The organism is Candidatus Thiodiazotropha sp. AKAK2 (genome assembly GCF_058244685.1).
The window spans coordinates 16,749-41,779 of sequence record NZ_JBSYOP010000035.1; the positions used below are offsets into that span (position 1 = coordinate 16,749).

Genomic DNA, 25,031 nt, shown 5'->3' on the forward strand with positions numbered 1-25,031 from the left:
TTAGACAGACAATTCAGCCTGCCCTCATCATGTTTCGGTGTCTATCCAGATGGTCAGTGAAATCACTTACCGTCAGCGGTTGGCTGAAGTAGTAACCCTGGGCATAGTCACAGCCGCTGTTGCGCAGGAATTGCCATTGCGCCTCTGTCTCCACCCCCTCAGCCACTACCTTGAGGCCAAGATGATGGGCCATGGCGATAATCGCTTCACACAGGGCGGCATCTTCAGGGTCGGTGGTCACATCCCTGACAAATGATCGGTCGATCTTGATCTTGTCCACAGGAAAGCGTTTGAGGTAACTCAGCGATGAGTAGCCGGTGCCGAAATCGTCAATGGAGATACTGATACCCTGTTTACGCAGTTCTCCCAACCGAACACCCGGCTCCCGATGTTCGTTCAGAAAGACGCTCTCGGTAATCTCAAGAAAGAGCCTGGAGGTAAGATGTTGATTGTCTTTCAGAAGATCGGCCATTTTTCCGAGAAATCCCTCGTACTGGAACTGCACCGTGGAGACGTTGACCGAGAGCAGATCCATCTTCAGTCCCGCCTGATCCCATAGTTTGAGATCCAATGTGGCTTGCTGCAGCACCCAATCCCCTATGGGCACAATCAGCCCGCTCTCCTCCGCCACCGGGATGAACTCATCCGGCCGCACACGCCCACGCTCAGGTGAATCCCATCGAATCAATGCCTCAGCACCCACAATCTGGCCATCTGCGATATCCACAATAGGCTGGTAGTGCAGCAGGAACTCATCATTCCGAATTGCATTTCGCAGAGCCGCCCCCATTGAAATTCGACCCTCCGCTTCACGATTCATCTCCCAGGTAAAGAAGCGGTAGGTATTGCGTCCATCCTCCTTGGCCTGGTACATGGCGGTGTCAGCATTCTGTAGTAACATGCCCGTGTCACTGCCGTCCTGCGGATAGATCGTAATACCGATACTGGCGGAGACATGGGTTTCCTGGGCCGCCAGATCGAATGGTCGTGACAACTCATTCAGTATCGAGGCGGCCACTCTGGCAACCGATTGCCCCTCACTGATGGCGGGCAGAATGACGGTAAACTCATCCCCCCCCAGCCGGGATACCGTATCCATCTCTCTGACGCACAACCGCAGCCTGCGTGCCGCCTCCTGCAGCAGTTGATCGCCTGTGGCATGCCCCAAGGCATCGTTGACATACTTGAAACGATCCAGATCGATAAACAGCAGGGCAACCATGGTTTGTTGCCGCTGTGCATAGGCCAGCGCATGATCCAACCTGTCGAGGAAGAGATTACGGTTCGAAAGACCGGTCAGCGAGTCGAAATTGGCCTGCTGCCAGATCTGATCCTCATAATCCTTGCGCTCCTCGAGGCGTTGGTAGCTGCGCCTGGCATAAAAACCGATGGCACTGAGACCCGCCAGCCAGATCAACCCCAGACCCATTGAGATCTCCCGCTTTTGCACGGCAGCCGTGGCGAAATAGTCCTTCATCGGCACAGATATTCCCACACCACCGCGGACATCCCCCACCTGGTAGCCCTGTTTAAGGTGACACTTGAGGCAACCCTTCTGGGTCTGCATGGGACGAATCAGGCGCAAGTATGGCTCACCGTCAATATCAGTAAGCTCGAACTGCTCTTTCTCACCTCGTTCGAAAGACTTCAAGGCCGCCCATTCCCAGTCGTCCGGAGCATTGTCCGGATTGAGCGGTTTGATGCTGGTGATTCTCCCTCTGACACCATAGAGGTCAGCGTAATCGTCCATCATCTGACGCAGCATGAAGGCCGGATTCATCAAGGTCAGTTGACGACCGGAAGGTGTCACCAGATCGCGTTCAGGAATGTGCCTCAGGTGGGGACTTGGCTGGGTACGCTCTGTTACGGGTACGTAGACACCCCCATGGGTGGTTGCCCAGACCCGGAACGCCTGATCCTTGTTGAAATTGTCGATCGCCTCCTGGCGCGCCAGCTCCTGCATTTCCGCATCCTCATTGTTCAACGCCCAGAGGAGCAGCAACAGCACCATCAGTGTCCAACCGAAAAAGACCAGCCAAAGCTGTACCCTTAACCTGGCTTTATCGCTGTGAACATGTGGAAATGTTTGAATCATAGAGCTTCCCAATCCATTTGGATCAACTCGGATTTAGATTATGAATATTACTAGCCACTGAATATAGCGGCAGGTATCGTATTATTCTTAAATTGATCGTTTAATTGTACGGCCTAGGAAACAGAGGTAAGAAATAGGAATTTAACACCCTGCGGCACCTAATAACCCGGCAGCTAAATTTGACGGCACGCTGCAGAAACCCATGCTCAACGGCAATGGATGCGTCCACCAGTTCCAGGTGAATTGATATGAACCCCTGATTGTGCCCCTGTATCGTATCGCTGGGAATGATGTAACCCCGATCTCACCGGCCAGCCCTGACGACTTTTTGAAAATCGGACAGGCCAAAATGCGAATGAGTCTCCTTCTAAGACTCACTCTTGATCTGGGTCATTCTACTTATCGATGCAATCAAGAGTTTTAACTCGCGGCCGATTGTATTCTATGTGCACCCAATCACCAGGCTTGCACCAAGCCCCGATATGTTCAACAGCGACGTCAAACTTTCCCTACTCGTCCGTTTCCTGCGGCTGCGGAATCCCCGAAGAGAACCTGACACGGGTATTCGAGCCTTTCTTCACCACCAAGGATGTTGGCAAAGGTACCGGCCAGGGCCTTGCTTTGGCTTATCGCGCCATCGTGGAACAACATAAAGGTAAGCTTGAAGTCGACAGCCAGCTGCAACGGGGCACGATATTTACGATTCGCCTACCCAGGTAGGCCACAAAGTCTAAGCTCAACAGCATCGGCAGCTAAGACGCTGGACCTTCAACCCGGAAGCAGACTCAATCTGCCGATTTACCCCTCGCTGTAAATATGAGATGGCACAGGCGCTACCGCCATAGTCCGGCCACTTGATGAGTTCTATCGGCAGATAATACAGCTGGCTTCAACAAACCCATTGCTTGAAGCATCAGGGATGGTGTGGCTATGCACTATCCCTCCTTTGCAGTAACTACTATCGATAAGATAACCACAGGTCACCGATATGTTACTCAACCAGGTAAAAATGGATGGAAAGCGCTTTCTTGTCACCCTGAGGGAGGCAATCAAGTTCTCAGCACTACCGCTGAACTCATGATTGCTCCATGATTCATCGGCTCGGAAGTATCAGTGATGCGGATGAGAATATCGATCGCTCTCAGCTCCACCTTGTTAGGGCCTGTTAACACTAATACAGTGTGTCCTCGTATTGTCGTTACTGGCAAATGGGAGCCGTCTACTCAATCCTTGCGGATAGCCAGTCTTACTGACAATAAACCAACGCATTTCCAAGTTCCATCTTATGTTACAGCATAGGCTTGAAGCATAAGCCTTTAAACCTATCACTCAGGTTCTTTGATAGTTTGCCCTGCAGGGAATTACATTTCGAATTCCTCCGCTGGGGTTTTCTACATCCCCTTTGTAGCGCGGTAGAATAATGACATGTAAATGGTCTATGCTTCTTCCCGCTTCTCGTCCGTCGTTATTACCGATCGTGTAGGCATTCGGCTTGTCTAATAAGAAGGGCAATCGTAAAACAGTTTCAATATGATCCTTAGGGCGATTTTGCAGATAACGTCGGTTAAGCATATTTTGATAAAGCTCTATCATATCAGTTGTTTCAACAACATGTTTCACGCCTTTAATCGCATCGAAATAATCCTCCTGCTCGGAATCATTTAGATGAAAAATAGATGCGATATGCCTGCGTGGGATCACCAGGGCATGACCGGGATTGACTGGATTTGTATCAAAGATACCAACAAAAGATCTGTTCTCGAAAATAAAAGGGTCGGCTGTCTGATTAGTTACCTTACAAAAGTAACAGTTTTGTTCTGCTGAAAGGGTCATAGTGGAATCTTTTATAATAATTTGATGATTGGTTTTTACAGAATTCAAAGCAATCGCGCCAATTCAGCGGAAGATAATTTGAAACCTGTCAGTAATTCAGAATGCAATCTTATTTGATATCAAAATAAACTGTAAATACTTCGCCCATCCACAACCCCATGTTCTTCGACTGAAACAACACTATACCACTCTCTATTCAGCCAATTACACTCTATCAAGCCACAGACAGTAAAATTGGATGCAAATACAATTGTTGCACTGAACAAAATCAGGTTAGGCGGCCTATCGCCTTCCCAGAGTACGGCGTCACAGCCTACCTGATAAACCCCAAAGAACGATTCAATAGTAACTACAAATACAAAGCTACCATCAATTTTGATGGATACACATACAATGTGTTGCACTGACACTGCATAAATAACCTTTATTCTTCCATTAAAATAAAAAACGAATTCCATGGTCGAATTAATCCATGATCAAAGCTTATTCGCAACGCCTTATGCCTCCTTACTCGGGATTGGTGCAGATCGTCGAGTCCGAAACTGCCAGGGCGCTGACGCTCGACGTCCGCAGCTGGGAGATCCACTTTCTCTACGATGCCGAAGTCAATTTGAATAAAGCCGGACAAACCGGGCGAAGGCGATTTATTCGGGTTCAAACTCTGGAGCATGAGGCACTGCGCACGATCGCAGAAACAGGATCCTTGCATGGCACAGCCATAGACGACAGGATCGTTCAATTGGCTGAGTTCCTTGTTAATGCGGACTACCCGTTTCCTTCTGACGATCTGTATGAATACTGGATTCTTGACCCGAAAGACGATTCACCCTTAGCACTGGTTTTCAGCTGCAACAACCCTGACAATTTCAGTAACTTTCCAACCAAAACAGATTGGAGAGCACTACCTGCCGCCGTGATGCCAATCGAGTATACGGAATCTGAGAAACAGAATAAGAATCCGCCAGTAAACTACAGAGTTGAACAGATGGTAACCAAAAGAGCCGGTTACTCTCCAAAAGCAAAGTGGTTTAAACGGGGCAACGGCGAAGTGGACTACTTCCCACCTGTGATGATCAGAGAGGATTGGGGAGATGAGCAGAAAAACAGCCTCTGCCAACGCTATATACAAAGGTTGGCACCGCGTTTACTCATGTTGCACGGGTTAGGGTTCGAGTGCCGTAAACAGTTGGAAACATCCGCCGGTATGCACGCTCTAGAAGTAGAAAGATTCCATAGAGTCTATCCTGAAATTGCGGATAAAAAGAGGCTGAACACAATCCTAGTGGAAGCTCGAATCCGCAGATCCACGAATGGGGATTTGCCTCTAAGGCAGCGGTGAGACGGTGACCTGTACATTTCGCTGCCAGATTTTCAACCTGCCAACCCAATAGACAACTTTTCACCGCTGTGTGCCCACCAACCAGACAAACGATGAATGGTCACCATCAAGCATCCAAGGCGCTGTACAGGGAAATAACGCTGCTAAAACTGAATCAAAACACCACCTTTTGACTCAGTTGGAGAACAAGGGCTAGAGATAACTTCCTATCAGGTACCGCTCTTGCCTGGTTATAAGTGGTTCCTCCATCATTCAGAACTAGCTGAAATTCTCAAACCTCTCCTATGTATCCAGCAGAAGGTCATATACGGCTTCATTCCTCATAAATACTGGCTACTTGATTTTACTATACGATCGTACTATTCTGACTTATCAAGTTTACTCAATCAGAAAAGGAAAACGCCCATGCGAATTCTGATAACCGGCGCTACCGGCTTCGTTGGAAGTCACTGCATCGAAGCCCTGGCCAAGCACCGGGATGTGATAACCATCGCTGCCTGTCGTGACCCTTCCAGATTACCGAGTGGATTCAAGGGGGAGTCCCGTATCGGAGATTTACGCGACGTCAACTACCTCGATAAACTGATGCATGGGATCGATACGGTGGTCCATGCCGCTGCCTGGACTTCACTCTGGGATCATCGCGAGCAATCCGATGAGTTGTTTCTCAAGCCATCACTCGCATTGATCGACTTGGCCCGTCGTCAGGGGGTCAAGCGGTTTATCTTTATCAGTACCGTAAGTGCCGCAGCGTCAGGGGATGCATATGACCCTATGAGCCCTGGTATCAAGCGCAACTACTGGCCCCACGAGACGAATGTGGTGCGAATCGAGGATCGATTACGCGAGGTCTCCAGCGATCGTTTCTGTGCAATCAATCTACGCCTCGGTCTGTTCGCCGGTACACGATATGCGCTCGGCTTGTTGCCGATCCTGGTTCCACGTCTGAAAACCCACCTGGTGCCCTGGGTAAACGGCGGCAAAACCGGCATGACCATCACCGACGGTCGTGATATTGGCCACGCCATCGAACTCGCCTCCACTACCCCGGAGCTGAGCGGCTATCAATCCTTCAATATTCTCGGCCCGGAGGTTCCCCGGGTACGGGAAGTGATCGACTATCTGTATCAGCAATATGGACTGCCAAGACCTCATTTCAGCGTCCCTTTCCCAGTCGCCTTTGCCTTTGCCTGGCTGATGGAAAAGCTGAATCCGCTGTTGCCCTGGGAACCGCTCGTGACCCGCAGCATCATCCATCTGTTAGAGGAAACCAATGCCGATAATGAGCGCGCATCAAGACTGCTTGGATACCAGCCAAAGCACCAATGGCGCGAAGCCATTGATATTCAGATGGCCGAGATGGCCAAACACCAGAGCAAGGCGATGTCGATGGCCCGGCCTCTTCCCGGAGGGAGTGGCCATTGAAACAGACCCAACTCAAACCCAGTGGGAGTGCTCCGGCTTTCGAGACCCATGACTGGCAAGGCAACCCGATTGAGCCTTTCGGTTCACATCCAGGTATGACTCTGCTCAGTTTTTATCGCTACGCATCCTGCCCACTGTGCAATCTGCGGGTCAGGGAGCTGATCACCAAGCATCAGCAGTTTCTCAACAAAGGCATCCGTATCCTGGCGGTATTCCAGTCACCATTGGAACGCGTCGCACACTATGTGGGCACCCAATCTCCACCCTTTCCACTGATACCCGATCCAGATCTGAAGCTCTACCGTCTGTATGGGGTGGAGAGTTCCTGGCGTGGATTCGCCCGTGCCTGGACTCTGGGAATACCTCAGGTTTACCGGGCGGTGGTGGCAAACGGATTCCTCCCCGGCACCATGGAAAACGACATACATCGCCTCCCCGCCGATTTTCTCATCGATCGGAATGGTCGCTTGATCGATGTCTACTACGGGCGGGATATTGGAGATCATATGCCGCTGGAGCAACTGTTTTCACATTCGTAGAATCCAGGTTTGAAATGGAGCGTATGAGTAACCAATTAGAAGCATCGGCTTGGGATTTTATTGTACCCACAGGTTGAGATGAAGATAACCCGAATGACGCACCGAAACTGAAAAACATGTCCAAACGAAGTATCACATGGAGTAATCAACAATGAAAAAAAGGGTAAACAGCCTGTCTATACTGGTTTTAGTCACATCACTCTTCTGGCTACCGGCGTGCTTATCACAACAGCCCGGTCCGCAGGAGGTCTACCGTCAATACCGTATGATCCTATCATCAAGTAACAATTTTGACGCTATTTCCAACCTGCTCTCAAGTCGCACACTGAAGGCGAGTCATCACTATATCGAAAAACTCAAATCCAGGGGTATCTCCGAGGCAGAAGCCAAGTCCAATTTGTTCAGAGGCCGGAAACGGGCATTTAAATATGAAAGAAGCAGAAAACAGACCGGTATCCACCAATCGGGTGACAAAGCGGTGATCACCTTTGAAGTTGAAGATGAAGAACTACCTGACCACTTCAAGAACAAACCCTCTGTGGATTCTGTCGTCACCATCGAGAAGACCATTCAAGAGGTTCACCTAGTCAATGAGAAGGGCTGGAAATTGGATCATACTGTGATAAAGCCTGGAAAATCCAAATGACACCAAAACCTCCCGGCATGCTATTTAACAACAGCAATGGCAGTATAATCCGGCAGACGGACCATAAAGGGTCAAGAATGAGACTGACTCTATTGGCTTGCCTGCTTTCGTTCTTGGTCGCCATACCGGCTCAGGCAGCTAACGACTACAATTACTTTTCTGAGGTACTGCAATTGGAGAAGCGATGGGCTAGGCTTTCTGCTAGAACCATACAAAGATACTTGGTCTATCTTGAAAAAAAGGGTTTGTACAAAAACCTGGCTGCCAAGACACAGGACCGGTTCAGAGGTGAAGTAGAGACTCTACTCATGAGCCGACTAACCTGGGACAAGGTAGGCGAGCGGGTGGCGACAAAGATAATATCGGGTTGCAGCGATGAAACTCTGAGAAACTTCGCCGAAGCCTACCAAAAACGAGGAACCGAAGCAGGAGTGGCAGCAGCCTCTGAATACCTGGCGTGTGCAACGGAAGGAGTCAGCCGTGCTATGGTCATCATTCAGGCGGAGTTTAAAAAAGCCGCTCCCTCGCTTAACCGTCTAGCAGAACAATATCGCGACCAATAATCTGTCATCCTGGAGCGAGCCATGAAAACAGAACGCAAGCAATCGGTAAGAAAACCCACCCGCCAGGGTATTATTGATGCTGCACGGAGCCATATCTACCACAAAGGATTTGGCGCCACCTCCTACGCTAACATCGCACAGGAGACAAATCTTCGTAAAGGCAATATCCAGTATCACTTCAAATCCAAGGACGAATTGCTGCAAGCGGTGATCGATCAGCAGATTACCGCGATTAGGCAGCAACTCGAAAGCTGGTCACTGGAGTGCGGTACAACCTACGACTGCGTCGAGCGGTTCATCGCCATGGTTGATGCCAATGCCGACAACCTCTCCCGCTATGGTTGCCCCATGGGCACCCTGAACAGTGAACTCAGCAAGGACCACCGTGAGCAACAACTACAGGCCAAGCTCATGTTTGACCTCTATCTGCGCTGGCTGGAGGCTCGCTTCAGCGCCATACTGCCACGAGAGAGCGCACGAGCACGAGCAGAGCAACTGATGGTAATGGCCCAAGGCGCAAGCCTCATGGCGCATGTACTTGAAGACCCTGAAATCGTTCATCGCCAATCAGCAATGATGCTTGAATGGCTGGCCGATATTTGCGCTACAAGTCATTAATTCTGTAGGTGTTACGCTAGGGCCATTTGACACGAATCCAGTGCGCGAAGCGCGTAGTTTGGCTATTCCAAATGAGCGACGAGCAACACCGAGTGACACTTTTCAGTCGCAACCCCTCCTATGATTTATTTATAGGGGGCTGGATCTGTTTTTGTACCCAGCGGCGTCATTTTTCGCGCATGCAGAATAACTACACTACGCGCTCTATGCCGGAGGTCACTTTGGCACCCTTCCAGAACGCTATTTACGATCGGAGTACCGTTCATGCAATCTGGGATTGCGGCTACCATCTCAAGCAAAGTACTTTGGCAGTTCAACGGGATGGAAACGCCTTGAGGTCACAGCCCCCCTTCCTCACTTTGATAAAACGCTGGCTTTTTATGAACAGGAAGGCTTGGTAGTTACCGGCGGACGAAAGTTAAAAATTGAGCTTTAAAGTTCCGCTTGGAGAATCACCATTTTACATCACCGTAGGAACAAAATCGGCAGCCTTGTTTGATGCCTACTCACTGGCAGTTTTGAGTTGCGCATGGATAACAACCACAACAGTAAATCTTTCGTTGTGAGGTATTGACCTGTACTGATGTCAGACTTGGAACTGCTTAACCGATGTATTCAGCTCCTGGGCCAACTGTGACACCACCTCACCCTGCTTGGTGGTCTGCTCTGCTCTGGTCGCGGTCTGTTCAGCAACCTGATTGATCGTATTTATCCCCTCGTTGACATCGGCTGTAACACTACGCTGATCAACCGTCGATGCGGTAATCTTCGAGTTTACCGATGATATTTCATTGATCGCCCGGGTAATCGACTCCAGCGAGACACCGGCCTGCTGAGCCTGCTCTGCGGTTTCATGACCGCGGGCACGTCCTGAATTCATGGCATTGACTGCCTGTTCCGCTCCCGTTTGCAGGCGAATGATAATCTCCTGTATCTCCTCAGTGGACTCCTGTGTCCGTGTCGCAAGCGTTCTGACTTCATCTGCCACAACAGCAAATCCTCTACCCTGCTCCCCGGCACGCGCAGCCTCGATGGCCGCATTCAACGCCAGCAGATTCGTCTGTTCAGCGATGCCTTTAATGACACCCAGGACACCACCAATATCTTCACTGTCCTTTTTAAAACCATTGATGATATTTGCAGCGGTATCGATCTCTTGCGCCAGTGTGGTAATGCTGTTTATGGTCATACGCAGATCCTCCTTTCCCTTGGCTGACTCTGTCTCAGCTGAATCGGTCGCCTTATCCGCTGCAGACGCATTATTTGCAACATCCTCTACAGTTGACGATAGATTCTGCATCGCATGCACCATCTCCTCAGTCTGTTGCTTTTGGTGCAGCACGCCCGCACTCGACTGCTCTGTCATCTCCAACATCTGGAACGCGGCGCCATTCATTTTTCCGCTGGATTCCTTAACATTTTCAACCAATACCTGGAGCTTATCCATGAACACATTAAACCAGTGGGAGAGTTCACCCAGTTCATTATTTGCATCTTCATTAAGTCGCTTGGTCAGATCGCCCTCTCCTTGTGCTATGTCCTTGATCCTTTCACTCATCAAATTGATCGGGCGGTTAATCACCAGGTTTGTATTGAACGAGGTAATAAAGACGAATATGACAGATACAATTATGATCAAGATCAGCAGCTGAACACTCTTTTCAGCACTTAGCACAGAGGCTGCCGAATCCTGCTCGATAACTTTGGATGCACTCGCCGCCTCAACAGATTTTTCCTTAAACGTCTCGGCGAGTCGTTGCAGATCTTTTGCCACATTTGCTTGAAGCGTACCCTCTTGTGCCGCCTTTTCGAATTCCACGACGATACTTCTTACGCGTGGCAGAGACTCCCGTCTGACCTGCTCATAGATATCCTCGATCTCAAGCATCAGCATGGTCGAATCCTCTTCCCCGCTCTCGATCAACGCATTGAGGTTTTTCACCATTTTTTCGAATGTGGATTGAATCTGCCCCATATCCGACACATTGGTTTTGAGCATGCTCAACAGCTTACTGTTCATATCGTCGCTTAGCTTGGAAGCTGAGGAGGAAGCCACGATGGATCCCTCCTCCACCTCTGCAACAATCACCCTGATATCGGCGGCCTGTTCAGCGGCTTTGGTAAGATTATCGGTAGTACGTCCTAACTGATATAGGGCAAACAGTGTTGAAAACAGCATAAGCAGGATAAAAAACGTCATTCCCATGAATACCAGCGTTCGAATCTTGAAACGTTCAAACAGAAGGTTGACGGCAGCGATATACCAGGATGAGATTGACATAATTCGTCTCCGCTTTCAGGGAGGGGTAACAGCTACTGCTCAAGCTGCTCATACATTTTTACTGCTTTGTTCATCTCTTTCAGCAGTGGCAAATTGAGTTTCGACATTTTGACAAGATCCTCTTTTGATACCCCCTTGCTGTCGATACTGCTTGCCCGTTCCACCAGGGGCTTGAAACCCTTCCACAAATCGGCAACCACCGTCAGTTGAGCGCGAATCGCCTGATCCTTTGTACCCGGGAGCTCAAGATCATTATCGCCATCGAGAAGCCCCTTCAGCGTACGATCAAACAACGATGCCGTACTGCGCAGATTGGTTTTGTTGTTCGCAGTGTCATGATTCAAGGCCACAAGAGACATCTCTTTTGACATCTTCTGGGTTAACATACGTTGCTTACCAGCGAGATTGATCACCACACCGGCACTTTTTCCCGTAACCTTCTTAGCCTCCTTCTCATACAGCCGTACCGCTGTATTCATATTTTTCAATAGGGGAAGATTGAGCTCTGCCACCTTGGCTATATCTACCGAACCGCCCTTCACGACCTCCGTTACAACCGCACTGAACTCAGTCCAGAGTTTGTTAATCTTAGCCAACTGCTTGAGAGTCACTTTACCCTCGGTCGGTGGAAGCCCCATTTCTGCATTTCCATCGCGCAAGCCTGCCAATGTGCTATCAAACAGCTTGGCTGTCTTTTCCAGGTTGGAGCGGTTAGCTTCTGCATCGACATTGTTTGCAATTAGCAGCATCTCCTTGGACATTTTCTGTGTCAGCATCCTCTGCCTTCCAGAGAGATTGATCACCACGGCATATTCACTGGCAGTGATGGCTAACAGGTCTCCGGCAGAGATAACAAAAAGCAGAAAAATGGATAATGGGAGAGAGATTTTTTGCATGACTGTACCCCTTCGCAATGAAGTAGATGGTTTGTTTTCACCCTCAGTATGGAATCGGCACTTTTTGTAATTTACTTTATTTGTTATAGACTACTGAAGATAAAATGCAGTAAATAAAACCTATAGAGTCCGTCTGAACATCAGATTGTTCGTATAAAACCCGCCTATCCCGCCTATCCCGCCTATCCCGCCTATCCCGAAGTGAGTATAGGATCTATCAACAATGGGTAGGTCTTTCCTAAGGATCAGCAAACAAGCTCTGCAGGAGGGAGTTTTGAGACGGCATGCAGCACAATCTTTGTGCTTCGGCAGTGAGCCTGGTCCATGACAAAAATGATAAAAATCGTATCCAGCCTATCGGCTTGCCACTGACCCATCCTATTCGAGACATTGCCTTGCTCGCGCCTGAGCAAAAATTCGAGGATTTAGCTGAATGGAAAAACTTGCCCATGAGCCGTCCGTGGAAAATCTAATGCACTAATTCATGATCTGCAGGATAATTCAGATCAGCCATATTGCTCACTCCGTGGCCGGCCTGCTCCAATACTCTAGCTACTCAAGACAACTACTTGCGTCTGGCATTTTATGAACGAAAGGCTTCGCTAAGACTGGAGGACAAAAAATTAAAATAGACCTGTGAACTTGAAAGACAAGATCTTGGGATCTGCTCAGAGTCGGCACCGGGATATCGACCAGATCATTATCCCAACTGAGGCCAGCAAACTGGGCCAGATTGTCCCGATCATCGGGTGCCAGGTTTTCCAATTCACCAGGCAGCCTAAGCCTCGAGCCGAAGCGTGATAAATCCGCAAAGCTCATTCAAATCAAGTTGAACAGATATTGTTCTCGCAATATCGTTCAACATCGGCCGCTGTAATTGCACTCATATTGAAGATCCCGCGCGCGGTGACCGAAGGAATCACGATGTGGGCTGGCTTGCTGATGCCATTCAGGAACGGTCCAACCAATAGTGCATCGGTCAGCGAGCGGATCAAACCAAGTGCGATATTCGCCGCATCGAGGTTCGGCATGATCAACAAGTTGGCCGCCCCCGTCAGATTGGCACCCGGCAAGATACGTTTGCGGAGCTCCTCATTCATCGCTGTCAACGCATGCATTTCACCATCGACTTCGACATCCGGATGTTTTTGCCTCAGAATTTTGGCCGCCTCGCGCATCTTGTGCGCTGAACCACTGCGTGACGATCCAAAATTGGAATGTGACAGTAACGCCACCTTCGGTTCAATACCGAAATGACGCACAAATTCAATCCCGGATTCTGTAATGGACACAAGCTCTTCAGCATCGGGATCAAGATTGAGGAAGGCATCGGCCAGGAACAGCGGACCGCTGGGCAGCAGCAGTGCGCATACGGTGGAAGCGCGCCGGTTTTTGCTGTCGGTGCCTAACACCTTGTGAATCGTTTTGAAATGACTATCAAAGCGACGGACTTTGCCGCAAATCATGCCCTCTGCTTCACCCATCGACACCATTACCGAGGCCAATGCAGTTGGGTTGTTACGTACCTCGTTGCGTGCCGCCTCCACGTCCACACCATTTCGCCCGACTCGGTCATGATAATGCTGCCAATAACGATCATACTGATCGCAATCGTTGGGATTGAACACCATCACATCCTCACCGAGAGTAAAGCGTAAGCCGAGACGATCCATCTTCTGCTTCACGATATCGGGGCGAGCAATCAGGATTGGCGTAGCAACACCCTCATCGACGATGGCCTGCATCGACATCAACACATCATCGTTTTCTCCTTCCGCATAGACCAGTCGACGCTTGGGTCCCTTTTTGGCAGCTTCGATCATGGGCTGCATGAATAAGCCGGAGGCATTCACAAACTCATGCAACGACTTGCGATAGGCATCCAAATCCTCGATCGGCCGGGTCGCTACACCGCTCTCCATGGCGGCACGAACCACGGCAACCGGCACTTCTTCAATCAACCGGGGATCGAAAGGTTTGGGAATAAGATAATCCGGACCGAACTTGAGCTCTTCTCCTAAGTAGGCCTCGGCAACCACGTCAGTTGCCTCCTTCATTGCCAGGTCGGCTATCGACTTAACACAAGCCTGCTTCATCTCCTCGTTGATCGTTTTTGCACCACAATCCAGCGCACCACGGAAAATAAAAGGAAAACAAAGCACATTGTTGACCTGGTTAGGGTAGTCCGATCGACCGGTGGCCAGGATCGCATCAGGGCGAACTTCCTTCGCCAGTTCCGGCCTGATCTCGGGTTCCGGGTTGGCCATCGCCAGAATCAATGGCCGCTCGGCCATTTTCTTTACCATCTCCTGAGTCAGTACTCCCGGTCCGGAAAGCCCCATGAACAGATCAGCGCCATTGATGGCATCATCCAGCGTACGCATCTCTGTCTCACGGGCATACTTCTCTTTCCAGGGGTTCATGCCAGACTCCCTCCCCTGGTAAATGACTCCACTGCGATCGATCAAGGTGACGTTATCTTTCTGCATACCCATGCTGACCAGCAGATCGACACAGGCAATACTGGCCGCGCCACTTCCAGAGACCACCAGTTTTATCTCTTCGATCTTTTTGTCTACCAGTCGTAAACCGTTGTATACCGCCGCCGCCGCAACAATCGCTGTACCATGCTGATCATCATGAAAAACCGGGATACTCATCCGCTCACGTAACTTTTGCTCCACCAGGAAGCACTCGGGCGCCTTGATATCCTCAAGGTTTATACCGCCAAAGGTTGGCTCTAGGGCCGCAACGATATCGACCAGACGGTCAACATCACTCTCATTGACCTCGATGTCGAATACATCGATATTGGCAAACTTCTTGAACAGTACCGCCTTACCTTCCATCACCGGTTTTGACGCCAACGGACCGATATTGCCCAAGCCCAGCACTGCGGTACCGTTGGATACAACACCCACCAGATTTCCACGCGCGGTCATCTTCGCAGCCTGACTCTCATCCTCGACAATCGCCTCACAGGCATAGGCCACGCCCGGTGAGTAGGCTCTTGAGAGATCACGCTTGTTGGAAAGCGGCTTGGTGGCTTGTATTGCCAGCTTTCCAGGTACCGGACTGACGTGGTATCTCAGCGCACTTTCTTTAAAGTTTTCAGACATTCGGATGTTTCCTGATGAAATGGATGTTCAGATTTCGAAGTAGTATAACGGCCCGGACGCTCGTTGTATCGTCGAATAGAATCTAGCGATCAGACTCCAGAAGCAGATTCGGTTTGGTTATGCCAATGACAGAGTTTTGCGAACGTCTGCAGAGCCCAAATCACCCCACAAAGACAGTGCAATCTTATTGCTTCTGGTAAGCGTTAAGACAATAGATCTTTGGTGCTCCAAGGCGAATTGGGTAACACTCCTGCCCTTAGGTGCTTCAAGGGAGAAGGGTGCTAGGCACATTGCATCAGGAAGTGCTGATATGAATAATATAGGTAAATGAGGATATATCTTGAGGACGGGCACTGTAGGGATATCGCAGCGTTCATGGTGGGTGGCTGTTTCAATCTTGCGTACATTTCTCCAATGCGACTATCGCTCAGCCCGTCGTCCGACATGGATATCTCTATATGGTGCCAGCGAAAATTGCTGCACAGACGCACCGGCACGGATCAGATCCACAAGCAGATCGGCATCTGCACGTCCAGCCGACTACCTATTGAGTCGAGAACCAAATCTGCTCGTCACTGCAAAAAGATAGGATTTGGCTCCCCGTGCAAACAGCATGGGGGGGCAGATTTGAAACCTCATCCCTACCCGAACGCAGCAGTCTCAAGTAGATAGATGCCGAACAAGCCCTCTTCCGCTAACCAGTGGCGTACCTTAACCATGCCGGCCTTTGATGCCAGGTCCAGGAATTCCTCCGGTTCGTATTTGTAGGAATTCTCCGTATGCACTGACTCACCCTGCTCAAATTCAAAGCAAAATCCATTCAGGTGCAATAACTGATCCCGTTTACTGACAAGATGCATCTCGATACGTCCGGCTGCGGCGTTATAAAAAGCATGATGATCGAATGATCTGGGATCGACCTCGATTTTGAGTTCATCACGCATGCGATGCAACAGGTTTTTATTGAATTCAGCAGTCACACCAGCCGCGTCGTTATAAGCAGCATTCAGCACGTACTCGGGTTTCTTGGTATCCAAGCCGATCAGCAGCATGCCCTCTTCGCCCAGTACCTCGCGCACCAGTTTAAGAAATGCTTCCGCTTCAATCATATCAAAATTACCCAGACTCGAGCCCGGAAAAAACACCAACCTTGGGCTGTCCGGCGCCTCATCCGGCAGCAGCAGGGAATGAGAAAAATCCACGCAGGCGGCATGCACCGGCAGCCATGGGTATTCAGCCGCCAGTTGAGTGGCCATGGTTTTGAGATAATCAAAAGAGATATCCATGGGCACAAAAGCCGATGGCTTCAGGTCATCCAGTAACAGGCGCACTTTGGCGCCGCTGCCCACTCCCGGTTCGATCAGCAGACGATTCTGACCAGTCAATGACGCGATCTCGGCGGACAATTCGCACAGCATCTTGCGCTCAACCGATGGCGGATAGTACTCGGGTTGTTCACAGATCCGGTCAAAAAGCTCGGAACCGCGCTCATCATAAAAAAACTTCGGCGGTATGCTCTTATTCTCCTGCGACAGACCTTCGACGACGGCATCCAGGAAACTCAAAGCCTGATGCTTGTGATCATGAAAGGTGACGTTTCGCATCAGACATCCTCCGCCAGACGCAGGCCGGTAAAGGCCCAGCGTTCATTCGGGTAAAAGAAATTACGGTAAGTCGCACGGGGGTGCCCGGCGGGTGTCGCGGCGCTGCCGCCGCGCAGCACCATCTGGTTGGACATGAACTTGCCGTTGTACTCACCCATAGAGCCTTCCAGGGGTTTAAAACCTGGATACGCCGTGTAAGGTGACGAGGTCCAGGCCCAAAGGTCGCCGAACCACTGGCCTTGCTTTGATGCAGGTACGGGGTGTAAAAAATCAGAGTCGGTAAAATTACCTGTAACGGGCATCATCGACAGCGCCTGCTCCAGTTCCGCTTCGAGCGGAAGGCGTTTGCCCGCCCAGCGCGCATAAGCGTCGGCTTCAAAATAGGACAGGTGACAAACCGGTTCATGCTCATTGAGCTCACGCGAGCCACCCAAAGTGAACTGTCGCCAGCCGTCGTCACCTAGTTGCCAGTATAGGGGGTGTGCCCAGTTTTCCTTATTGATCAGGGCCCAGCCGTCTGACAGCCACAATGCCACATCGTCATATCCCCCATCCCTGATAAACTCAAGGTATTCGCCATTGGTAACAAAGCGGTCGGCCAGGCGATAGTCCCGCAGCAAGACCTGGTGGCGCGGTGTCTCGTTATCATAGGCGAAACCCTCACCGGCAAAACCGATTTCATGAATGCCGCCGGCCTGCTCCAGCCATCGCACTGATCGGCTCTGACCCTGTGGTATTTTCAGATCGTCCCGGTAAGCCGGCTTGATCGGATTGACCGAGAAATTGTGTTTGACATCCATGAGCAGCAATTCCTGGTGCTGTTGTTCATGGTTTAAGCCAAGGATCACTCGAAAAGCCAGCTCCTCAAAGCGGGAGTCATCAATGTTATGCATCAACTGCAGCATTTGTTCATTGACATAGGCGCGGTAGTCATAAATCTCAGCCACGGTCGGCCTTGACAGCAGTCCGCGGTTCGGACGCGGATGCATCTGACCGTGCGTGTAATAATAGCTGTTGAACAGAAAATCCATGACCGGGTTAAAGGGTGTGTAAGCCGGATCAAAATGCGGCAAAACAAAAGCCTCAAAAAACCAGGTGACATGGGCAATATGCCACTTGGGCGGACTGGTCTGCACAATCGACTGGATCTGATGATCATCCGTCTGCAACGGACGACACAACGTTTCGGTGTATGTCCGCACTTCGAGGAAGCGGTTGATCAACTTCTCACGAGCAGGGATTTTTGGGTCTACTGCTACTTGCATGTCAACTCCTTGAACACAAACTTACTTCATCAACGCTGCGCCATGGTTCTGCACCTGCTGCAGGAACTCAAGCAGCATGGCCTGCGGATCGTTCACCTCCAACAACCTGGCATACGGCAGAATCGCTCCGACCCAGCCTTCGGTATGCCAATATGCCCCTTGTGGCAATACCAGGCCAGACCAGTTTTCGGGCATGGGATAAGCCGTGATATAAAAATAAGCTTCATCAATTGAAGCGTCACCATTGACAAAACCAAAGTTCATCTGCTCATCCGCATTTTCCTCGTTGGCCGGGTCCACGCCAGGCACCAGCCTGCCGGAAAACCAGTTCATCGAAATGTCGAGGTGATGCGGAAACAACTGCACCGGACTGGTTTCCTGACGCAAGCCGCCTTTGAAAGTCCTGAACACCACATCAATCCAACTGAGGGCACGGCGAAAATCATCCGCGGCATCCGCATCATAAGCCTGTACGCTTTCATCCTCAAAAGCGCTCAGCAGCTGCTCATCCAGATCGACGCCCTGAGTGGCAAGCAGTTGTGTGATCTGCTGACACATCCCGGCGGCACTGCTTCCCTTGAAAGGGATACCGCAACTCCACCCTGTATCGCTAAAAATCGATAACTGATGTGAAATTAGATCAAGTTGCATTTCCAGGTTCCGGCCTTTTACAGGAAAAGGCGTCGTTGTCAGGCCATGTGCATTCACCGTCAGGGTGATATGCCACCAGTGTTTTGCCTTGGACATGTAAAATCCGCGTATCTTGCCTATGATGCGGGCGTATTGATGTATGGCATCACGGGTTTCAAACCAGTCGGCGAGTTTTAAAGTGGGAAGCGTTACTGACACGGTAATATCCTTTTTTAAAAATTATGATCGGGTAATTTTTTTTCGCAATGCGGACAAAAATTAAGTGGCGACTGCAGCGCCTCAATGCTACTGGCGATAATAGAGCGGGCCTCCGCTCGGCTGATGAACAGTTCCTGGCGGCGTTGTTCCACTTGCATCTCATCAACAGCCCCCCGTTTCTCGATTTGTTTTTCAACAAACATGCGGAAAAGATCCTGCTGGCGGTGCATGACCTGGGAAAAACGTGACGCCAGCATGCCGGCCGGCAAGGCCACCATACCCACGCCGAGAATCATGATCACGGCACCCAGCATCCGACCAAACCCTGTTTGTGGAACGGCATCGCCGTAACCGACGGTGGATAAAGTCACCACCACCCACCATAGAGCCGAGGGCAAATCACCAAAGGTGTCCGGCTGGTTCTCTCGTTCAAGCAGGTAAATACCACCTGCGGCAATCAGCATCAGGATCACAATCACCGTCAGAGCCGATAGCATAGGACGGTATTCCTGGCGAATCACATTGCTTAGCAACGCCAGGCTGCGGAAATAGGGACTGAAACGGAACACGCGGAACAGACGCAGCAGTCGCAACAGACGCAGATCGGCATTCAATATAAAACCGAAATAAAAGGGTGCAATTGCGAGGATATCAATTAGGGTGTAGGGGCTGGCCCAGAATTTAAAACGGAAAGATTTTTCCCCTTCAGCACCGGCCATATCCGCCACCCAATAGCGCAATAACAGCTCCAGCGTGAACACAGCCACTGAAAAAATCTCGAACCAAAGAATCAAACGTTCATATTCGACAGCAAAACTGTTGACGGTCGACACAATCACCGCCAGTACATTAGCCAGGATCAACAGTGATAAAAACAGATCAAAAATACGCTGAGCACGACTGTGGCGGGGTACAGCTTCCAGTAACGCATAGAGTTTTGACTTGAATCCTGACATAGCAGTAATCAGTCTCCTTACAGCGCCTCAACAGGATTCAATCACATCGATCATGACCTATCCTCCATCTCCTTGAAGGTGGAAGAGAGTCGCAATGGCATAGCCTCGACACTGGCCTGTTCCGATGAAATGTCATCACCACGACGCTGGCAGGCTTTCAATACCCTGGCATACAGGCTCACCCCGGGCAATGCCGACAGGCCATGCAGCATGATGCTAAGAAATACCGTGACAATCACCGTATCGAACACCAACGTCTGATTCAGCAGTTGAGCATGCTCAAGCACCAACAAGACAAACAGAATCGACGCCAGGCCTCGCGGCCCGAACCAGCCCAAAAAAAGTCCGGTTTCCCAGCGCAGCTGTTTACCCAGTAACGAGATAAACACCGGCAGCATACGGATCACCGTCAGGCTTAACAGGGCATAAACCACCATTTCGCCACTGATGCGCAGCCAGACCTGCGGCAATAGAGCCACACCGAACAGGAAAAAAATCACTAGGTTCAATAACTGGCCTTCGGATTCGGCAAACTCGTAAATCTCCTCATTGACATGCTTGAGCGTATTGCCGGTTACCACACCGGCGACAAAGGCGGCGATAAAACCATTGCCGCCGACCAGGTCGGCCGCCAGGTAGGCAATAAACGTCATGCTCAACAAATAAATATTGCAAAATTCATGTGTGAGAAAGCGATTATCAATCGCCATATTGATGGCTTTGGAACCCGACCAGCCAATAAGCGCGCCAACCAGCGGCCCCAGCGTGAGTTGCAGCAACACGAAGTTCAGCCAGTCGGTATTTTGTTCACCGCCATGACTGCCGGCGGCAAACGAAATCACAAACAGCAGAGCTGGCAAGGCAATACCGTCGTTGAGCCCGCTTTCCACATTAAGCGACTGACGTATGCGTTCCGGCACTTTGGGACTACTGACTACAGCCTGCCCCAAGGCCGCATCGGTCGGCGCCAGGATGACAGCCAGCACCAGCGCCTCAAGCAGCAGCAGTTGCGGCATCACGGCCAGCGCCAGCGCCGTACCCAGACCGATGGTCAGCGGCATCCCGACCAGCAGCAGGCGCATCGGCACATCATGGTCCGACCACAGGCTCTTGAGTTTGATGCGCGCCGCATCGGTAAACAAAACCAGAATCAGAGTGATCTCTGCAATGGCATGAATCACCGCATTGTCCAGTCCGAGATTGATCCAACCCAGCGCAATTGGACTGAGCAGCAGACCCAGGGCAGTAAAGGTCATTGGCGGCGTCAGGCTTCCGCGGCTGATCGGCCCGGAAAACAGTGCGAACAAAGCAATGCCGGCCAACACCAGTAACAGACTGGCTTCATTCATGACTCAAACCAGTTCCGCATCAGTCAACACTTCCACCAGGGCTGGCCCCGGGTGGGCCAGTGCTTCATTGAATGCGCCTTCCAGATCGGCGGCATCGGTCACGCGTAGGCCTTTGGCTCCACAAAGTTGCGCATACTCGGCAAAGTTGGGATTGTGCAGGCTGGTCTGCCAGACCTCCCAGTTGCCGGCGCGCTGTTCCTTGCTGATCTTGCCCAGTTCACCGTTATTCATGAGCACATGAGTGATGTTCATGCCATATTTGACTGCGGTGTTGATCTCGGCCAGATACTGACCAAAACCACCATCGCCAGAGACCGAAATAACCTGACGGCCTTTGAAGCGCGGGTCATCTTCCTGGGTCGCGGCCCAGGCGCCCATGGCTGCCGGGAAGGAGAAACCGATGGAGCCGAGATAACCCGACATCAGCACTGAATGCTCTTCACATTCAAAATAACGACCGAACGCGTAAGTGTTGTTGCCAACATCCACGGCAATGATGGCATCTTTGTCGGCGCTGCTGGCGAGCTTATCAAACAGGATGGCCGAGTTGATGCCTCTGCCACGGTCATCCAGGGTGCGGCGCTGTTTTTCTTCACGCCAGATGGCCCAGCGTGTGGCGACATCATCTGTCTGGTCCTCGCTATCGCTGTAACCGGCCAAAGCCTCAGACAACAGTCTGGCAGTCACACCAACCTCACCCCATACCGGCACATCAATGGCATGGAACTTGGCCAGCGTCATGAGATCGTAGTCCACCTGGATGGTCGGACGTTTTTGTGTGATGCCGGTATGGTTGGAAAAACTCGCACCAAACACCAACAGGCTGTCGGATTCATTCATCAGCCAGCTCGCAATCGGTGTACCACTGCGACCCAGCACGCCACCGGCCAGCGGATGACTGTCGGCGATCTGACCCTTGCCTTTGAAGGTGGTGATGACCGGCGCCTTAAGCTGTTCGGCCAGGGCAATCACGGCATCCATCTGGAAACGCGCGCCATGCCCAACCACAATGACCGGCCTTTTGCGGTTGGACAACAGCTCCACCGCAGCCTGCAGGGCATCGGCCGGCGGTGAGATTTCGCGCGACGGCAAACGACCTTCGGGTGTGCCGGCCGGTGGCGGGTTGTCCAGTTCACGCTTGGGCACTTCATCGGGGAAAATCAGGTGCGACGCGCCGCTGTTGAGAATGGCGCTTTTGCAGGCCAGGTTCATCAGTTCAGTATGTTTGCTGTCATGCATAACGGTTTGTGACCACTGCGCGACGCTGCCGAATGCCCCCACCTGGTCAATCTCCTGGAACGCGCCCGGACCCAGCACCTGGGTCTCGACCTGGCCGGTCAATGCCAGTGCCGGAGCACGATCCACATTGGCATCCCATAATCCGGTCAGCAAATTGGTGGCCCCGGGACCGGCGATCGCCAGACAGGCGGCCGGACGGCCGGTCAGTTTGCCATAACTCGAGCACGCAAATGCGGCGGCGCCTTCGTGACGGATACCGTAATAACTCAGGCGGCCAGCCTTCTCCTGGATGCGCAGGGCATCGGCCACGCCCAGATTGGAATGGCCCACCATACCGAACACCTGCTTGACGCCCCAGTTGGTCATGGTTTCCATCATGAGATCGCCGACGGTACCGATGTGGGTCTCTTCCGGCGGTAAGCCGACATAGATGCCGTCGTCGCGAATTTCCACCGGAAAGGTTTCAACACCGTCGTCAAAACCCGGTGCCTTGCCTGTGAGGGGATGATAATCCCAGCCATGCCAGGGACAACGCAGCAGGCCGTTTTCGATACTACCCTCGCCCAGCGGGCCGCCCTGGTGCGGACATTTGTTGTCGAGCGCGCCGTATTGCCCCTGATGGTGACTCATGCACAGGTTTTTTTTCTTACAGGTAACCGAAGTGACCCGACCTTCCGGCAATTCGTCTTTGCTCAAGACCTTGTGCCAAACGAGATCTTTGTCTGCCATCTGTTTTGCTCCCATGCTTTGGTTTTCTAAAGTCAGCCCAACTTAACACCCGCGTATTCAATACCGGTCAGATGCGCCATGTCCCGGTCAAATGTACTCAGATCATCAATGCAGAACTTATTGATATGATCATAGCCGCAGGCGCGCGCCATGACCTGCATGAGCTCGGTTGAAGCCCTAAAAAAATTATTCAGCTGATTGGCCCCTTTTTCGATTTTGAGGCGTTTGCGCAACTCCGGTTTCTGCGTGGCGATACCGACCGGACAGTTGTTGGTATGACAGGCACGCATGCCCAGACAGCCAATCGCCTGAATCGCCGAATTGGACACGGCAATGGCGTCCGCCCCCAAAGCCATGGCCTTGATGAAGTCTGCCGGCAGGCGCAGCCCGCCGGTAATCACCAGTGACACATCGTTACGCCCTTTTTTGTCAAGATAACGTCGCGCACGCGCCAGAGCAGGAATGGTTGGCACGGAAATATTGTCACGGAAAATCAATGGCGCAGCCCCTGTGCCACCACCGCGCCCATCCAGAATGATATAGTCCACACCGATCTGCAGTGCCGCTTCGATATCACGTTCAATGTGCTGTGCCGACAGTTTTACGCCGATGGGAATGCCGCCGGTGGTTTCACGCACTTCCGCAGCGAAGCGACGATACTCGTCGATGTTGTCCCAGTCGGGGAAACGCGCGGGCGAAATCGCAGACTCACCTTCGTTGAGACCACGCACTTCGGCAATCTTGCCCTTGACCTTGCTACCAGGCAGATGACCGCCAGTGCCGGTTTTGGCGCCCTGGCCGCATTTGAAATGGAAGGCCTGACATTGTTTGACCTTCTCCATGGAGTAACCGAAACGTGCCGAGGCCAGTTCATACAGATAATGGCTGTTGGCCTGTTGCTCGTCGGGCAGCATACCGCCTTCTCCGGAACAGATGCCGGTGCCAGCCATTTCAGCCCCCGTCGCCAAAGCCACCTTGGCTTCTTCCGACAGGGCACCGAAACTCATGTCCGACACAAACAAGGGCCGATCCAGTTTCAGCGGTTTTTCGGCATTGGGACCGATGACGACTTCAGTACCGACCGGATCGTCATCGAGCATCGGCACCTTGTGCAGTTGTGCGGTGAGGATCTGGATCTGCTCCCACTTGGGCAACAGGTCACGCGGAACGCCCATGGCACCAACACGGCCGTGATGACCAACCTTGGACAGGCCGTGTTCGGCCAGATGCTGGATGTATTTGTTATGCGGTTCTTCTGGTGCGCCGTGAATGTCCTGATACAGTCCCTGGTAGGCTTCGCGGTTGTATGGTTGCGGATTGTTTTGCGTCCATTCGCGAATTTCGTCTTCATCCACCCAGACCTGGCCAGCTTCGATCCAGGCATTGAAACGGTGCAGCTTTTCCGATGACTTGTAAGAACTTATCCCGGTTTTGTATTCGTAGTCCCAGTCATGCAGGCCGCAGACAATATTGTTTCCCTCGATTCGGCCGTCCGACATCAGTGCGCCGCGGTGCGCGCAACGGCCGTAGAGCACTGAGATCTGCTCGTCATCAGGCCAGCGCACGATCACCAGATCCACATCGGCCACCAAAGCATAAGCAGGTTTTTCCGGCGCTAGTTCAGACCACTGGGCAATTGGGATTTTATTCATGTAATGGTCCTCTTTTTTTGAATTATTAATGCAG

The 25,031-nt window shown here is 51.4% G+C and carries 21 protein-coding genes; 8 read left to right on the forward strand and 13 right to left on the reverse strand.

From position 1 onward, the window contains the following. Nucleotides 1–13: 13 nt before the first annotated feature. Complete coding sequence (locus AC4IE8_RS17675; RefSeq protein WP_068987809.1) at nt 14–2,095, reverse strand: EAL domain-containing protein; 2,082 nt, start codon at nt 2,093–2,095, stop codon at nt 14–16. A gap of 444 nt (nt 2,096–2,539) precedes the next feature. Between AC4IE8_RS17675 and AC4IE8_RS17680 the strand changes: the two genes are divergently transcribed. After that, nucleotides 2,540–2,815, forward strand: a complete 276-nt coding sequence (locus AC4IE8_RS17680; protein WP_071891721.1) for an ATP-binding protein — start codon at nt 2,540–2,542, stop codon at nt 2,813–2,815. A gap of 609 nt (nt 2,816–3,424) precedes the next feature. Here the strand turns inward: AC4IE8_RS17680 and AC4IE8_RS17685 are convergent. Next, nucleotides 3,425–3,928, reverse strand: a complete 504-nt coding sequence (locus AC4IE8_RS17685) for an HIT family protein (RefSeq protein ID WP_490791599.1) — start codon at nt 3,926–3,928, stop codon at nt 3,425–3,427. Nucleotides 3,929–4,047: 119 nt separating this feature from the next. Next, nucleotides 4,048–4,386: a hypothetical protein gene (locus AC4IE8_RS17690; protein ID WP_490791600.1), complete on the reverse strand. Its 339-nt coding sequence runs from the start codon at nt 4,384–4,386 to the stop codon at nt 4,048–4,050. Nucleotides 4,387–4,400: 14 nt separating this feature from the next. On the opposite strand from AC4IE8_RS17690, the gene AC4IE8_RS17695 reads away from it, so the two are divergent. The 6 genes from AC4IE8_RS17695 to AC4IE8_RS17720 all read left to right on the forward strand — a co-directional run bounded on the left by AC4IE8_RS17695 (nt 4,401) and on the right by AC4IE8_RS17720 (nt 9,058). Next, nucleotides 4,401–5,267, forward strand: coding sequence for a hypothetical protein (locus AC4IE8_RS17695; RefSeq protein WP_490791601.1), 867 nt, complete (start codon nt 4,401–4,403; stop codon nt 5,265–5,267). Between the two features lie 405 nt (nt 5,268–5,672). After that, entirely contained in the window at nt 5,673–6,692 is a 1,020-nt protein-coding gene (locus AC4IE8_RS17700; protein WP_490791602.1) for an NAD-dependent epimerase/dehydratase family protein, read from the forward strand. Then, nucleotides 6,689–7,231: a peroxiredoxin-like family protein gene (locus AC4IE8_RS17705; RefSeq protein WP_068987805.1), complete on the forward strand. Its 543-nt coding sequence runs from the start codon at nt 6,689–6,691 to the stop codon at nt 7,229–7,231. The genes AC4IE8_RS17700 and AC4IE8_RS17705 overlap by 4 nt, the downstream gene beginning before the upstream one ends. A gap of 151 nt (nt 7,232–7,382) precedes the next feature. Then, on the forward strand, nt 7,383–7,877 hold the full coding sequence (locus AC4IE8_RS17710; RefSeq protein ID WP_490791603.1) for a hypothetical protein: 495 nt from the start codon (nt 7,383–7,385) through the stop codon (nt 7,875–7,877). Continuing rightward, nucleotides 7,874–8,440 carry a hypothetical protein gene (locus AC4IE8_RS17715; RefSeq protein ID WP_490791604.1) on the forward strand — a complete coding sequence of 189 codons (567 nt, stop codon included), beginning with the start codon at nt 7,874–7,876 and terminating at the stop codon, nt 8,438–8,440. Before AC4IE8_RS17710 ends, AC4IE8_RS17715 begins: the two co-directional genes overlap by 4 nt. Nucleotides 8,441–8,461: 21 nt before the next feature. Then, complete coding sequence (locus AC4IE8_RS17720; RefSeq protein WP_490791605.1) at nt 8,462–9,058, forward strand: TetR/AcrR family transcriptional regulator; 597 nt, start codon at nt 8,462–8,464, stop codon at nt 9,056–9,058. A 586-nt stretch (nt 9,059–9,644) separates the two neighbouring features. Here the strand turns inward: AC4IE8_RS17720 and AC4IE8_RS17725 are convergent. Together AC4IE8_RS17725 and AC4IE8_RS17730 are read right to left on the reverse strand one after the other, a co-directional pair. Next, on the reverse strand, nt 9,645–11,339 hold the full coding sequence (locus AC4IE8_RS17725) for a methyl-accepting chemotaxis protein (RefSeq protein ID WP_490791606.1): 1,695 nt from the start codon (nt 11,337–11,339) through the stop codon (nt 9,645–9,647). 32 nt (nt 11,340–11,371) lie between these two features. Then, on the reverse strand, nt 11,372–12,235 hold the full coding sequence (locus tag AC4IE8_RS17730; protein ID WP_490791607.1) for a type IV pili methyl-accepting chemotaxis transducer N-terminal domain-containing protein: 864 nt from the start codon (nt 12,233–12,235) through the stop codon (nt 11,372–11,374). A 284-nt stretch (nt 12,236–12,519) separates the two neighbouring features. Here AC4IE8_RS17730 and AC4IE8_RS17735 point away from each other — a divergent pair, with 284 nt between their 5' ends. Beyond that, nucleotides 12,520–12,708 carry a hypothetical protein gene (locus AC4IE8_RS17735; RefSeq protein ID WP_490791608.1) on the forward strand — a complete coding sequence of 63 codons (189 nt, stop codon included), beginning with the start codon at nt 12,520–12,522 and terminating at the stop codon, nt 12,706–12,708. Nucleotides 12,709–13,059: 351 nt separating this feature from the next. Here AC4IE8_RS17735 and AC4IE8_RS17740 read toward each other — a convergent pair whose 3' ends face one another. The 8 genes from AC4IE8_RS17740 to AC4IE8_RS17775 form a co-directional block, all read right to left on the reverse strand. Then, complete coding sequence (locus tag AC4IE8_RS17740) at nt 13,060–15,354, reverse strand: NADP-dependent malic enzyme (RefSeq protein ID WP_490791609.1); 2,295 nt, start codon at nt 15,352–15,354, stop codon at nt 13,060–13,062. 641 nt (nt 15,355–15,995) lie between these two features. Next, a complete protein-coding gene (gene egtD / locus AC4IE8_RS17745; RefSeq protein WP_490791610.1) occupies nt 15,996–16,958 on the reverse strand; it encodes an L-histidine N(alpha)-methyltransferase in 963 nt (320 codons plus the stop codon). Further along, nucleotides 16,958–18,223 (reverse strand): ergothioneine biosynthesis protein EgtB, encoded by a 1,266-nt coding sequence (gene egtB, locus AC4IE8_RS17750; protein ID WP_490791611.1) that lies wholly within the window; start codon nt 18,221–18,223, stop codon nt 16,958–16,960. The genes egtD and egtB overlap by 1 nt, the downstream gene beginning before the upstream one ends. A 21-nt stretch (nt 18,224–18,244) precedes the next feature. After that, nucleotides 18,245–19,072 carry a DUF5996 family protein gene (locus tag AC4IE8_RS17755; RefSeq protein WP_490791612.1) on the reverse strand — a complete coding sequence of 276 codons (828 nt, stop codon included), beginning with the start codon at nt 19,070–19,072 and terminating at the stop codon, nt 18,245–18,247. Between the two features lie 14 nt (nt 19,073–19,086). Beyond that, nucleotides 19,087–20,028 (reverse strand): ion transporter, encoded by a 942-nt coding sequence (locus AC4IE8_RS17760; protein ID WP_490791613.1) that lies wholly within the window; start codon nt 20,026–20,028, stop codon nt 19,087–19,089. A gap of 50 nt (nt 20,029–20,078) precedes the next feature. Then, nucleotides 20,079–21,377: a cation:proton antiporter gene (locus AC4IE8_RS17765; protein WP_068987791.1), complete on the reverse strand. Its 1,299-nt coding sequence runs from the start codon at nt 21,375–21,377 to the stop codon at nt 20,079–20,081. A gap of 3 nt (nt 21,378–21,380) precedes the next feature. Then, the gene (locus tag AC4IE8_RS17770) at nt 21,381–23,360 is read right to left on the reverse strand and encodes a thiamine pyrophosphate-dependent enzyme (RefSeq protein WP_490791614.1); all 1,980 of its coding nucleotides are present in this window, start codon (nt 23,358–23,360) and stop codon (nt 21,381–21,383) included. A 17-nt stretch (nt 23,361–23,377) separates the two neighbouring features. Continuing rightward, entirely contained in the window at nt 23,378–24,997 is a 1,620-nt protein-coding gene (locus AC4IE8_RS17775; RefSeq protein WP_068987790.1) for a glutamate synthase-related protein, read from the reverse strand. Nucleotides 24,998–25,031 lie beyond the last annotated feature (34 nt).

Bases quoted from the DNA above. Each gene is read 5' to 3' on its own strand.
- AC4IE8_RS17675 (WP_068987809.1), bottom strand. From the start codon at position 2,095: ATGATTCAAACATTTCCACATGTTCACAGCGATAAAGCCAGGTTAAGG.
- AC4IE8_RS17680 (WP_071891721.1), top strand. From the start codon at position 2,540: ATGTGCACCCAATCACCAGGCTTGCACCAAGCCCCGATATGTTCAACA.
- AC4IE8_RS17685 (WP_490791599.1), bottom strand. From the start codon at position 3,928: ATGACCCTTTCAGCAGAACAAAACTGTTACTTTTGTAAGGTAACTAAT.
- AC4IE8_RS17690 (WP_490791600.1), bottom strand. From the start codon at position 4,386: ATGGAATTCGTTTTTTATTTTAATGGAAGAATAAAGGTTATTTATGCA.
- AC4IE8_RS17695 (WP_490791601.1), top strand. From the start codon at position 4,401: ATGATCAAAGCTTATTCGCAACGCCTTATGCCTCCTTACTCGGGATTG.
- AC4IE8_RS17700 (WP_490791602.1), top strand. From the start codon at position 5,673: ATGCGAATTCTGATAACCGGCGCTACCGGCTTCGTTGGAAGTCACTGC.
- AC4IE8_RS17710 (WP_490791603.1), top strand. From the start codon at position 7,383: ATGAAAAAAAGGGTAAACAGCCTGTCTATACTGGTTTTAGTCACATCA.
- AC4IE8_RS17715 (WP_490791604.1), top strand. From the start codon at position 7,874: ATGACACCAAAACCTCCCGGCATGCTATTTAACAACAGCAATGGCAGT.
- AC4IE8_RS17720 (WP_490791605.1), top strand. From the start codon at position 8,462: ATGAAAACAGAACGCAAGCAATCGGTAAGAAAACCCACCCGCCAGGGT.
- AC4IE8_RS17725 (WP_490791606.1), bottom strand. From the start codon at position 11,339: ATGTCAATCTCATCCTGGTATATCGCTGCCGTCAACCTTCTGTTTGAA.
- AC4IE8_RS17730 (WP_490791607.1), bottom strand. From the start codon at position 12,235: ATGCAAAAAATCTCTCTCCCATTATCCATTTTTCTGCTTTTTGTTATC.
- AC4IE8_RS17735 (WP_490791608.1), top strand. From the start codon at position 12,520: ATGCAGCACAATCTTTGTGCTTCGGCAGTGAGCCTGGTCCATGACAAA.
- AC4IE8_RS17740 (WP_490791609.1), bottom strand. From the start codon at position 15,354: ATGTCTGAAAACTTTAAAGAAAGTGCGCTGAGATACCACGTCAGTCCG.
- egtD (WP_490791610.1), bottom strand. From the start codon at position 16,958: ATGCGAAACGTCACCTTTCATGATCACAAGCATCAGGCTTTGAGTTTC.
- egtB (WP_490791611.1), bottom strand. From the start codon at position 18,223: ATGCAAGTAGCAGTAGACCCAAAAATCCCTGCTCGTGAGAAGTTGATC.
- AC4IE8_RS17760 (WP_490791613.1), bottom strand. From the start codon at position 20,028: ATGTCAGGATTCAAGTCAAAACTCTATGCGTTACTGGAAGCTGTACCC.
- AC4IE8_RS17765 (WP_068987791.1), bottom strand. From the start codon at position 21,377: ATGAATGAAGCCAGTCTGTTACTGGTGTTGGCCGGCATTGCTTTGTTC.
- AC4IE8_RS17770 (WP_490791614.1), bottom strand. From the start codon at position 23,360: ATGGGAGCAAAACAGATGGCAGACAAAGATCTCGTTTGGCACAAGGTC.
- AC4IE8_RS17775 (WP_068987790.1), bottom strand. From the start codon at position 24,997: ATGAATAAAATCCCAATTGCCCAGTGGTCTGAACTAGCGCCGGAAAAA.